Consider the following 11733-nt stretch of genomic DNA (forward strand, 5'->3'; position numbering starts at 1 on the left):
CGTGCTTAGCCCGAGCCAAGCTTGATTCAAGAAATCGTGCATCGCAACGGTGGCGTTGCGATGCACGGATGCGGCGGCGTTGTGCCGTCCTCAGTTCAATTTGCAGGCGACGGACTCGGCGAACTGGCACTTGTCGTTGGGTGCGGTGAAGGCGATCCGGTCAACCTGCAGCGCTGTCGGCCCCTTGTAGTTAAAGGTGCCCATCCAATCGCTGAGGGTGTCGGTGCCCCACAGGCTGAAGAAGATCTTCTGGGCGTTGGACGGGATCTTGGCGGGATCGGTCACTTCGTGAACCAGTTCACCATTGACGTAGTAACGGATACGCTCCTTCTCCCAGACGAAGGCGTAGTCGTTGAAGCCTTGGTTGGCGCCGCCCGGTACGTCGGCGAGCTTCTCGTTGCCGCCCTTGGCGGAGACGTACTGATTGAGCTGCACCTTTGCCGGGTTCTTGCCGAGCACTTCGAAGTCGATCTCGTCATGCGCCTTTTTGTCGGCAGGACCGATATAGGTAAAGAAGGCTGAGTTCAGCCCCGATCCGTCGGCGGACTTGATGCGGGCTTCGTAGGTCCCATAGCCGAACCGCTTGCGGGTCTGGACCTCGCCGCAGGCATAGTTGCGTTCGCCTGTCTTGCCCTCCTCGAACTTCAGTTCAAGGATGCCGTCAACGACCACCGCCTGCTTCTTCGACCAGGTGCAGTTCTGGTGCGGCCCGTTGTTCCAGCCATCCGAAACATACCAGTGGCCGGTGTCGAGCGTGTCGAAGTTGTCGAGGAACGACGTGCCGGTGGCACCTTCCTGTGCCATTGCGGAGCCGGCAAGGCCGGTGGCGAGACATGTGAGAAGGGCGAGGCGGTGAGGTCTGATCGATCTCATGGTCAGGTCCTTTGCTGTGGCGAGTAGTCGGAGCGACGGCCGGTATCCGGGGGCGCGTTGGCTTGGGAGGAGCCGGTGCGGCTGCCGGTCAGGACGGCGGTGAGGCCCGGTGCCAGGCGCTTGGCAAGCCCATGCGCGGCAACGAGAATGGCGATCGTGATGAACGGGATCGTGAAATAGAACAGGCGATAGTCGGCGATCTCGGTGCGATTCCAGACCATCCAGGAAACGATGAGCAGGGGGTAATGGGCACAGAAGATCCAGAAGCTGAGGCCACCGGTACGCGCCAGGCGTTCGCCGAGCCGGGTGCGCACGAGAAGCGCTGAAACGGCCCAGGATCCGACGATTCCGGAAAGTGCTGTCAGGCTGCGCAGCATATCGACCCAGACCGGGAACTCCGGACCCGTCTGGTAAAGAACGATCGAGAGCGCGACAGCGGCGGCGAGGAAAACGGCGGTGATCGATCGGGCATAGGGGTCGAGCAGCTTGGTATCGATGCGATGCAGGCTCAGATAGATACCGGTGCAGAAGCCGAAAAGGATAGATTTCTTCAGGAAGATGCCATTCGGCAGTGGAAGCACGGCGAAGGCGAGCAGAACGCCAAGCGTTTGCAGCGGATAGCGCTTGATCAGCCAGGCCAACAATGGCGAGAGCAGGATGCATAGCAGCAGATCGCGCAGAAAGTAGAGTGGAACGTTGATCGGCAGCGCCTCAAGCGCGAAAGCAAGGCTCAGCCATTCGCGTGGCGTGGCATTGACCACATCGGGAAGGTAGCCGAAGCCAATATTCTTGAGCTGCGCCACATAGACGAGTGCGAGAAACGCGAGGTTCCACAGAAGGAAGGGAAGCAGCACCGTGCGCGCCTTGGTCCGAAGCGTCTTCTTATAATCGAACGTATCCAGACCGCGTCGGAACATGAGATAGCCCGAGATCGCGCTGAGGCAGGGAACGCCGACGCGAAACAGGCTGTCGCCCAAAAACACGCGCAGCCAGTCCAGAAACCCATAGGTTCCCAGGAACGGGCTGGTTTGCGGATCATGCGGCACATGTACGAAGACGATGCCCGAGATCAGCACGATGCGCATCAAATTGATCCGCGAGGAAATGTTCGCGTCCATAGCCACGATATCCGTCACTCCTATCTGCCAGCGTCATTTTCGGCGCCGTTTCAACAGAGCAGACTAGAGCCCGCATCGAATAAACTAGGGCAGGGGCGTGGATAAAAATATGGCGCTGCAACAAAAGAATCAGCCATGATTTGTTGCAATGCAGCATTCGCCACATTTCGAGTTAGCGGCAAAACAACAGGGAATCGACCCCTTCAATCCTTAAAAGCGCACGTATTGTCGCATGTTGCGGAATATGCTCATATTCTCATGAACTAAAGTCTGTGATTGAACGAACGCCGATTAATTGCGATCAAAAATTGCAGATTTTTTTCGTTGATCATTGTCAAATCGGAGTTTTTTTGCTGCCGGCGGCGCGAATTGCGGCGAGTGTAAGGCAGGGCCGAGCTCGCCATTTACGATCATTCCGCAGGTTCTGGCGAAACACCCACCGCGCCGCGCTGGCGGATCATCCGATGTAGTTTCACCAGCAACTGCCGCTCGGTCAGAACCATCAGAATGAGATAGATGAGACCGCCGATGGCAGCCCCGATCAGCACCTGCAAGATGGCGTTGGGAACCAGGGGGCCGAATCGCTCGAGCAGAAAACGCACGGCAAGCGCCATGGCAAAGGCCGCAAACATCGGCCGCGTTGAGACGAAGAAGCCTCTCACGAACGGCATATGGTCGGCCCGGAAGACCACCCATGAATATCCGACCAGCGTCAGAACGTTGACGATGCAAAGCGCGATCATCGCGTCGATCAGTGAGCCGTTGATGGCCCCATAGGCGACCGCGCCGGTGGTGATGACAGCTCGGATCACAGCCCACCAGAACAGGACGGCGCCCTGGCCGATGCCTTTGAGATAGGGCACGTAGGTGCTGCAGGGGGTCAGGATGCCCTTGGACAAAGCCAGAAGGCCGAGAACGGGCCAGGCCGCCGCCCATTGGCTGCCGAAGAGGACGAGCATCGCTGGTTCGGCGAGCGCCCACAGCCCGAACATCATCGGAGCAAGCAACACCGTGGTGACCTGCGTGCTTAGCATCAACGCCTGCGACCGGCGCTCGCGATCCTCGCCCATATGGCTGAAGGCGGGGAAAAGCACACCCATGACAGCCGAAAGCACGATCTGGTTTGGAATGCTGGAGAACCGGTTGGCGGCGGAATAGGCGCCGGCATCGGAAAGACCGAGATAGCGGGAGATCACCACCATTGGCGACTGGAAGGTAATGAAATTGGCGATTTCGGAGCCCATCATGCCGAGACTGAAGCGGCTTAATATCCATACGCGCCGAAACGAGAAGACCAGCCTCGGTACGTAGCCGGAGACGGCATAAAGCCCGAAAAGGCGGATCAACGCCGATACGAAGAGCTGCCCGAGGAGCGACCACACGCCGAAACCGGCGAGCGCCATGGCGACGGCGACGAGAGCGCCGAGCGTTTCCGAAATCATGCTCCAAGCGGCATCCTTGCTGAAATTCATGCGCCGGGCCAGGAGCGCATAAGCGACATCGCCGCCGAGCTGAAGCGGAATGAGCAGGCTCATGATCTTCAATAGGTAGGCAGCTTCCGGCGCCCCCAGCAGCGTTGCGAGCGGTGCGGCAAAGACAAAAAGCCCAAGCGCCATTGCCATTGAAATCGCCAGATTCGCCCAGAATGCGGAATGGACAAGGTCCATTTCCTCGTCGCGCTGAATGATCAGCGCGGAGGCCAGACCGGCGCCGCCGATCATTGCCAGAAACTGCACGACGGTGAGTGCGACAGCGACTGTTCCGAACTCTTCAGGCGTCAGGATGCGCGCAAGAATAGGCACGGTGACAAATTTCAGCCCGAATGTGCCTGTCTTTGAGAGCACGCTCCAGCCGACGTTACGGGTGACGGATTTGGCATTGACGGTTGAGGGCATGGCGAACATCCCGTGAGCCCTTTGAAAGAATGAGTGACAAAGGACAAGCGATAGACATACGGCCGCGACCCAGTGGGAGGAGACCACGCAAGACTCTTTGTAGAGAAGCCTCAGGGGCGAAAAGATGGCAAAGCTGACGATTATTATACCTTACTACCAGAAGGAGCCGGGCATCCTTCGGCGGGCGCTTTCGTCCGTCTTCGCCCAGACATTTCAGGACTTCCATGTTTTGGTCGTCGACGATCAATCTCCTTATCCTGTTGATGAGGAGCTGGCGCCGCTCAGCGAAAACATGCGCGAGCGCATCACCATCGTGCGCCAACCCAACCAGGGACCGGGCGGCGCACGCAACACCGGGCTCGACCATGTTCCTGAGGATTCGGAGTTCGTGGCATTCCTTGATTCCGACGACGTCTGGACGCCGGATCACCTCAGAAATGCCTATCAAAGCCTGACGCGATTCGATGCCGATTGTTATTGGGCGTCGATAACGGGAGGCGATGCATTCTACTACCATTTTGGCGTCGCCGATCTCCTGAAGAGCGATACCTGCATCCGGCTGCAGGAGAGCCCGCTGGTCGTGGAAATCCCCGATCTATCCAACGTCATGCTGCGGAATTGGAGCTTTCTGCACCTTTCCTGCATGGTGATCGGGCGCTCGCTGTTCGAAACGATCCGCTTCGATGCCGCACTCCGGCTGGCAGCCGAGGACGTGCTGTTCTTCTGCGATTGCGTGCTGTCGGCGCGACGTGTGGTCCTTTGCGATGCCGCGGGTGCGGAACGCGGCGAGGGCATCAACATCTTCCATTCGATCGACAACGATTCGCCGGAATTTCTGCAGCAGCAGTTCAACACTTTCGTGGCGCTTGAAACGCTTGAGGGCCGCTTTTCGCGCCGGCCGCAGGAAATCGCCTCGATCCGCTCCTATCAGCATACGGCCCGCCGTCAGGCATTGTGGAGTCAGGCTCGGCGCCTGCGTCGCAGGAAGGTGCCACAGTTCAGGCTGCTTGCCCGCTGGGTATGGCGCGATCCGAAATTATTGCAAAGCGCCCTTGAACTGGCCGTCGGCAAACTGTCACCGCAACGCTGATCACGAAGACAGCATCCCTCAGGCGGGAGAAAGACCCGCCGCTTGCGGCGCCGGACACATTTTTATTTGAGAGAAGGGACCGCTTATGAAGCCCTATTACTGGGAATCACATCACGGAAATTTTGGAGACGACCTCAATCTTTGGCTCTGGGATTTCCTCTTGCCTGGTTTCCGCGACAGCCATGACGACATTCTGCTCGTCGGCGTCGGTACGGTGCTCAATCGAGCGTTATTACCCGACGGCATGCGAAAATTGGTGCTTGGCAGCGGCTTTGGCTATGGCACGCTTCCGGATATGCGCGATGCGGCGGAATGGGACATTCGTTGTGTGCGCGGCCCGCTGACGGCCGAAAAGGTCGGTATCGAACACGAACGCGGCATTGTTGACCCGGCGGTGATGGTCGCCGAGATGCCGGAGTTCCAGAACTTGCCCAAGATCCACAAGCGTAGCTTCGTGCCCCATTGGGAGAGTGCGATTGCCGGCATGTGGCCGATGACCTGCGGCACGGTCGGCCTGCACTACATCGACCCGCGTGGAGAGGCCGGAGCCGTGATCCGGGAGATCGCGCAGTCCGAGCTGATCGTGGCCGAATCGATGCACGGAGCGATTCTCGCGGACGCCTTTCGCGTTCCGTGGGTCGCGGTCTCGACTTCGAACAGCATCAACAGCTTCAAATGGAACGATTGGGCCCGGACGGTCGGGGTCACCTATCGCCCTCGCCATGTCCCGGTTTCAAGCCGGGCGGAAGCGATGATCAAGGGGACCCGGTTCTGGGGCATGGGTTTTGATATCGCCGAGACCTATGGTGAAGACCCGAACCGGCGGCAGATCGACGGAGACCTGGTCGTCGGAGCGACCCAGCCAAGGCAAACTTTCTTGCGTGGAGCGGCCAAGCAGCTTCTGGCGGCGCCGTCGACGTTGGCATTGTGGCAGGCAAGCAGAGCGCAGCCGCAATTGAGCGAAGACCGCGTCCTGGCCGAACGCAAGGCACGCTTCCGCGACGTACTCGATACAGTTCGTCGCGATTATCTCTAAGGGCTGAGATCAAGCGGCGCCCCGAGCGGGCGCCGTTTAGCCTATCATTGGCTCAACTCAGCGGAAGCTGGGAGCAGGTAGCGCAGCCGCCCCGAGCCGCCGAGTCCCACCGGGGCATCCGGCTTGCCCGGTCGCATACGTTCGGTCTTATCGGCAAAGATCCCACCGGCGACTGCCGGAACGGCCCCCGGCTTGCCGAGCAGGTAGGTGACGGCAGCCATTGGGCCGCCCTCGCTCTTCAGGTCGAGAAAGCGCCGATGTTCGTAACGTCCCCGGATATGGCGTTCATGCCGGCGGATCACGGCCGTCGCTTCTGCACTCAATTGATTGTCGGCGAGGATGGCACGGTCGGCCTCATAAAGGCGCTTCAGGTCTTCGGTGCGGTGACTACCGCTGAGCGAATTGCCACGCACGATCGCCGCATAGCCGCAGCTGTGGATGATCTTGTAGCGTGCACCCTTGGCAAGCGCCCGCAGATAGAGGTCGTAGTCTTCCCCGAGGCGGAGGGTCTCGTTGTAAGCGAGTTGATGGCTGGACAGAAACGCACGCCGCATGAGGGGTTTGAGAAAACCGATCTCGCCACGCCTGACACCGCGGCGCGAGATATTGCCTTCGACGAAGCCGGTGAGATCGAGAAGGCGCGGCTCCGGTTGGAACCGGCCCACGTCGGCCGCTGCGCTGGCGGCAGCCGTCTCGTCCATGAAGGCGATGTTGTCGGCGACAAAATCCCAATCCGAAACCCCAAGAAGCTGGGCCAGCCTGCCGGGCAGAAAGAAGTCGTCGGCATCGAGGATGGCGAGGATAGGCGAGCGGCTGATCGAGATCGCGTGGTTTCGTGCTGCAGCCGGCCCCCTGTTTTTTTCAAAGCGCACGATGTTCAATCGCCCGGTGTCATCGGCAGCGGACAGGGCGGCTGATGCGGTCGTGTCGGTGGAGCCGTCGTCGATGACGATGACCTCGGCCGTTTCCGGCTCGGCCAGAGCCGAAGCGACGGCCCTTGCGATCGTTTCGGCGGCATTTTTTGCGGCGATGATGACACAAACGTCCATCGTTGCAGCTGCGGTCATTGTGGCCTCCAGCGTTACGTCGGGCATGGCCGGCATTGGTTTTACTCGCCGGCCCGCCGCACGATGCAACGGGATCATGTCGCAACCGCGTCAAAACGTTGACATTTTTGTTGTAGGCATCGCGGGCGGCGAGGGGAGCTCCCCACCGTGCCCTACGGGTTGAAGTGACCCGGCCTGTTCAAACGCCCCGGCGAAACCTTACCCGCCTGTTTTTCATCGGTCGTTGCGCGTGCGTTCTCGGCCGCCTGCCTGTCGCGCTCGCGGGCCTTCTGCCAGACGAGAAAAACGACAGCCAGAAAATACCCGACCTGCATCAAGACGGCGCAAATCAAGGTTTGAAAAAGGGTCGAGGTAAGCGAACCGTTCAGCAGATAGGTGACGATGGCAAAGACCGCCAAAGCGCCAATCATGCTCGCAAAGACGCGTGGTGCGAACATCGCGCTACCTTGCCTTCGGGGCTGTTGTTGGTGTCTCCATATGAGCTAAGGCCCTTCCCACCACAGAGGTTCAATATATTGGCGGTTATCCCTCGGTTCAACCGACAATAACCGCAGATGCAATATAAGCCGCTATAGCCCCTAAAATGTTTATGTCGCCTTTAGAACAGGCCGCCTCCAATCAAATTCCGTTGATTGCACGGCGTGGGGCGGATGCAAGGAATCAGTTTGCGGCCGGCCATATCGAGGTTGGTTGGGGGTTTAACGGGGCGAAATGTGTCGCTCGATATTCCACCCTCCGTGGGTTTCGCCCTGTTTCGCTCGTCTCGAAGTTGGCCTCGCTCTCACTTTGTTATCAACTTTTGTTACAAGATTCGCGTTTGTGAAGGTTTTGTGCGTGCAGTGCAAAAGAATGCTGCGCCGCAAAAAGCGCCCGTGAATTTGACGGATTTCAATTTACAGAGCGGGAAAATCTTCTGATGCAAGACGAAAGCAAACATCACTAGTTCAAGGTAAGGCCAATTTTTTCATGAGTAAATTCGGTTTGCCCGCGAACTACATCGAAATCGACTGGAAGCCACTTGGCTCGCCATGAATAGATGATCTTCGGTCCCGAAGAAATATTACATATTCGCGATCGATGATATACGTCCGCGAACCGCGGGCACGGCACCGGCCATCATTTCGCCTTTAAAAACCAAATTCTAACCATACACTCATTCTTGGATACGAGTGCGCCCCCACAGGGGACCGACCAATCGCCAACGTAAATGGAGTCTTCTCTATGAAGTCTGCGACTCGATCGGCCAATTCGCCGTTTTTCAGTACCGCAGAGTCGGGAGCATTTCGTCCGGTAGGAGGAATATCGAAGCGTGGCTTTGATATTTTCACCGCTTCACTGGCTCTCGTCTTTCTCAGTCCGCTCTTCCTGCTCTTGATGATGCTCGTCAAGTTTTCCGATGGTGGATCCGTTTTTTACGGTCACCGCCGTATCGGCCATAACGGCCGTGCATTCCGCTGCCTGAAATTCCGCACGATGCGGGCAGACGGAGATCGGCTCTTGCAGGACTATCTCCGCAACAATCCGGGCGCCTACGAGGAATGGCGTGCGACGCGCAAGCTTCAGGACGACCCGCGCGTGACCATTGTCGGCAGCGTTCTGCGCAAACTCAGCCTCGACGAGTTGCCGCAGCTGATCAACATCATCCGTGGTGAGATGAGCATCGTCGGCCCGCGCCCTGTCGTGGAAGACGAACTCGAACTCTACGACGCCGCAGCCGTGTTCTATCTGCAGTCTCGCCCGGGTCTTACCGGCCTGTGGCAGATCAGCGGCAGGAATGACGTTTCCTATGCCGCCCGCGTCGCCTTCGACACGCACTATGTACAGAACTGGTCGCTGATCCGCGACTTCTTCATCGTCGTCAAGACGATCCCCGCAGTCTGCTTTTCTCGCGGCAGCTACTGACAAACGCTGCGCCACGGAGCCTGACGACCTCGTCGTCGGACGCCGGCGCGCGCGACCAGCAACCGGGAAACCGTAATGAAACATCAAATTGCCAAGGGGAGATCGCGTATCTCCCTCCGAAAGCCGTATTCTCTGAAGGTCGCCATGCTGGCGGCCATAACTGTGTTCGGCACCTTGCCTGTCCATGCCGACGAGTACCATCTCGGAGTCATGGACAAGTTGAAGATCCGCGTGGCCGAATGGCAGACCGCAGAAGGTGCTGTGCGCGACTGGTCGGTGGTCAGCGGCGAATACACCGTTGGTGCCTCCGGCATGGTCTCCATCCCCTTCATCGGCGATCTGCCGGCGGCGGGCAAAACGACCAACGAGATGAGCGAGGCGATCGGCCTCAAGATGCAGACGCTGTTCGGCCTGCGTGATCGGCCTTCGGCGTCGGTCGAGCTCGCGCAGTATCGTCCGGTCTATCTTTCCGGAGAAATCCAGAAGCCCGGTGAGTACCCTTACGTGCCGAACCTGACGGTCCTCAAGGCCGTCAGCCTTGGCGGCGGGTTGAGACGTTCGGAAAGCGGACAGCGCTTCGCACGCGACTACATCAACGCACGCGGAGATTCGAGCGTGCAGGTCTCCGAACGCAACCGGTTGCTTATCCGGCGCGCGCGCCTGCAGGCGGAGATCGCCGGCAAGGAAAAGATCGAATTGCCGAAGGACTTGAAGGACGCGCCTGACGTCGCCGGCTTGCTTGAAAGCGAGACTGCATTGATGGTTTCGCGCGACAAAAGGCAGAAACGCCAGCTGGCGTCGCTGGCCGATCTCAAGTCTCTGCTCGAAAGCGAAATCCAGGCACTGGCGAAAAAGTCAGAAACGCAGAACCGTCAATTGGATCTCGTGATCGAGGACCGGGACAAGATCGAGGGGCTTGCCGAAAAGGGGCTGGCGCTGAGCGCGCGCAAGCTCGCGCTGGAACAGCGCGTGGCGGAGCTGCAGTCAGCTGTTCTGGATATCGACACGGCGTCTCTGAAGGCAAAGCAGGATGTCAGCAAGGCCACCCAGGACGATACCAACCTGCGCAACGATTGGGATGCCCAGCTTGCCCAGGACCTGCAGAACACCGAAGCTGAGCTCGATACGCTGTCCATCAAACTTGGCACCAGTCGCGACCTCATGACCGAGGCGCTGCTGCAATCGGCCGAGGCGGCACAGTCCAAGGACGACATGTCGGACGCTGTCATCAGCTATTCGATCGTCCGTGAAAAGGATGGCAAGGCGCAACAGATTGCCGCTGACGAGAACACGCCGGTGCTGCCGGGCGACGTGATCAAGGTCGAAGCCAATCTGGCGATGCGCTAGAGCCTTTCCAAGGAAAAGTGCGAAGCGGTTTTCCGTCAGGAAATGCTTGGAAATAAAGAGATGGAGCGTTTCTGTGACTCTGTTTAACCCGGCTACGCTCTAAGGAATCGTGATGAGGATTTCCAAGGCAAGCCTCGTTTCTCCTGGTGCAAACCAGGCCTACGGTACGTTTGCGCTGGCGATATCGTTCTTCGTCTTTGCCTATTCCTCGCGGTTCGGGCAGGCGTCGATCCTTGTCTACTATGCGCTGTGGCTGCCGTTGGTGCTCGTCGACTATCGAAGCGTGCTCGGCAATTACGGCAGATATATCTGGATCCTTGCTTTTGCCGTCTTTGCCTGCCTTTCCGTCTTCTGGTCGGCAGCGCCCGGGATGACGGCAAGGACGGGAGTTCAGTATCTCTCGCATGTCGTTTGCGCGCTGATTGCCATGCGCACGATCGACATCCGCACGCTCGTGCGCGGCGCACTGGCGGGCGTCGGTATCGTGCTCACCTATTCGCTGCTGTTCGGCGTCTACCACCTCGATCCGCTCGACGGTACGTTCAGCTTTGTCGGCGCCTTTTCCTCGAAGAACCAGCTTGGCTTTTACGCCTCACTCGGGATCTACTTCGCCTTCATCGCCCCAGTCGCGCTCAGGGAACGCGGGCTTTGGCTCGCCGCCGCCGGGGCCGTTGGGCTGATATCAGCCTATTCGCTGCTTGCCTCGCAATCGGCGACGTCGGTTCTGACGGCCGTCGCCATCGTTGGCTGCTGGCTCGGCATGCGCGCCGTGGGCATGCTGTCGCCCGGTCATCGCAAGGGACTGTTCTTAGGTGCTGTTGTCGTCGGCGGGATCACCGCCGTCGCTGCGACCTATGGCGGCGGCGTCGACCTCGTTCTCGGCCTCTTCGGCAAGGATTCCACGCTTACGGGGCGAACCTACCTTTGGCAGCAAGGGATACAAGCCGCTTTATCCTCGCCTGTCGTCGGGGTGGGCTACCAGGCCTATTGGGTCCAGGGCTTCTCCGAACCCGAACGTCTCTGGGAAGAGTTCTTCATCGCCACCCGCTCGGGCTTCCACTTCCACAACACCTTCATCGAGGCGATGGTGGAGACCGGAGCAATCGGGCTCGGGCTCCTCTGCACCGTGCTTCTGGTCACTGTCTTCGGCCATATCAAACGGTTGCTGGCCTATGACGATCACATCGAATCCTCGGTGCTCTTCGGCGTCGCCATGCTGCTTTTCGTGCGGGCATTTGTCGAAATCGACATCATGAATCCCTATCACGTCGGTTCCTTCCTGCTCTACTTCGCAGCCGGCAAGCTGACGATAAGGCAAGGCCGGCGCATCGTCAGCGAGCGGCGCCTTGCAGAGGCCAGGGTGTTGGCGAGCCATCATCCGCAGCTGAGGTTCTGATGGCACCAA

Annotated in this window: 10 protein-coding genes; 5 read left to right on the forward strand and 5 right to left on the reverse strand. The window is 59.0% G+C overall.

Translation table 11 applies throughout. The features are described 5' to 3' along the window. Window positions 1-90: 90 nt before the first annotated feature. The 3 genes from ASD52_RS10820 to ASD52_RS10830 all read right to left on the reverse strand — a co-directional run bounded on the left by ASD52_RS10820 (window position 91) and on the right by ASD52_RS10830 (window position 3886). Window positions 91-873 carry a glycoside hydrolase family 16 protein gene (locus tag ASD52_RS10820; RefSeq protein WP_082571792.1) on the reverse strand — a complete coding sequence of 261 codons (783 nt, stop codon included), beginning with the start codon at window positions 871-873 and terminating at the stop codon, window positions 91-93. Between the two features lie 2 nt (window positions 874-875). Then, entirely contained in the window at window positions 876-1991 is a 1116-nt protein-coding gene (locus ASD52_RS10825) for an acyltransferase (protein ID WP_057224269.1), read from the reverse strand. Window positions 1992-2401: 410 nt separating this feature from the next. Further along, window positions 2402-3886, reverse strand: a complete 1485-nt coding sequence (locus ASD52_RS10830; RefSeq protein ID WP_057224334.1) for a lipopolysaccharide biosynthesis protein — start codon at window positions 3884-3886, stop codon at window positions 2402-2404. Window positions 3887-4010: 124 nt separating this feature from the next. Here ASD52_RS10830 and ASD52_RS10835 point away from each other — a divergent pair, with 124 nt between their 5' ends. After that, on the forward strand, window positions 4011-4976 hold the full coding sequence (locus ASD52_RS10835) for a glycosyltransferase family 2 protein (RefSeq protein WP_057224271.1): 966 nt from the start codon (window positions 4011-4013) through the stop codon (window positions 4974-4976). An 85-nt stretch (window positions 4977-5061) separates the two neighbouring features. Next, entirely contained in the window at window positions 5062-6012 is a 951-nt protein-coding gene (locus tag ASD52_RS10840) for a polysaccharide pyruvyl transferase family protein (protein ID WP_057224272.1), read from the forward strand. 44 nt (window positions 6013-6056) lie between these two features. Here ASD52_RS10840 and ASD52_RS10845 read toward each other — a convergent pair whose 3' ends face one another. Together ASD52_RS10845 and ASD52_RS10850 are read right to left on the reverse strand one after the other, a co-directional pair. Further along, entirely contained in the window at window positions 6057-7079 is a 1023-nt protein-coding gene (locus tag ASD52_RS10845; protein WP_057224337.1) for a glycosyltransferase family 2 protein, read from the reverse strand. Between the two features lie 152 nt (window positions 7080-7231). After that, the gene (locus ASD52_RS10850; RefSeq protein WP_057214409.1) at window positions 7232-7516 is read right to left on the reverse strand and encodes an exopolysaccharide production repressor protein; all 285 of its coding nucleotides are present in this window, start codon (window positions 7514-7516) and stop codon (window positions 7232-7234) included. A 784-nt stretch (window positions 7517-8300) separates the two neighbouring features. Between ASD52_RS10850 and ASD52_RS10855 the strand changes: the two genes are divergently transcribed. The 3 genes from ASD52_RS10855 to ASD52_RS10865 all read left to right on the forward strand — a co-directional run bounded on the left by ASD52_RS10855 (window position 8301) and on the right by ASD52_RS10865 (window position 11724). Continuing rightward, window positions 8301-8981 carry a sugar transferase gene (locus ASD52_RS10855; RefSeq protein ID WP_057214412.1) on the forward strand — a complete coding sequence of 227 codons (681 nt, stop codon included), beginning with the start codon at window positions 8301-8303 and terminating at the stop codon, window positions 8979-8981. A gap of 144 nt (window positions 8982-9125) precedes the next feature. Further along, a complete protein-coding gene (locus ASD52_RS10860; protein WP_272502213.1) occupies window positions 9126-10328 on the forward strand; it encodes a polysaccharide biosynthesis/export family protein in 1203 nt (400 codons plus the stop codon). A gap of 112 nt (window positions 10329-10440) precedes the next feature. After that, window positions 10441-11724, forward strand: a complete 1284-nt coding sequence (locus ASD52_RS10865) for an O-antigen ligase (protein ID WP_057224274.1) — start codon at window positions 10441-10443, stop codon at window positions 11722-11724. Window positions 11725-11733 lie beyond the last annotated feature (9 nt).

The organism is Ensifer sp. Root142, assembly GCF_001426785.1.
Classification (GTDB): domain Bacteria; phylum Pseudomonadota; class Alphaproteobacteria; order Rhizobiales; family Rhizobiaceae; genus Ensifer; species Ensifer canadensis.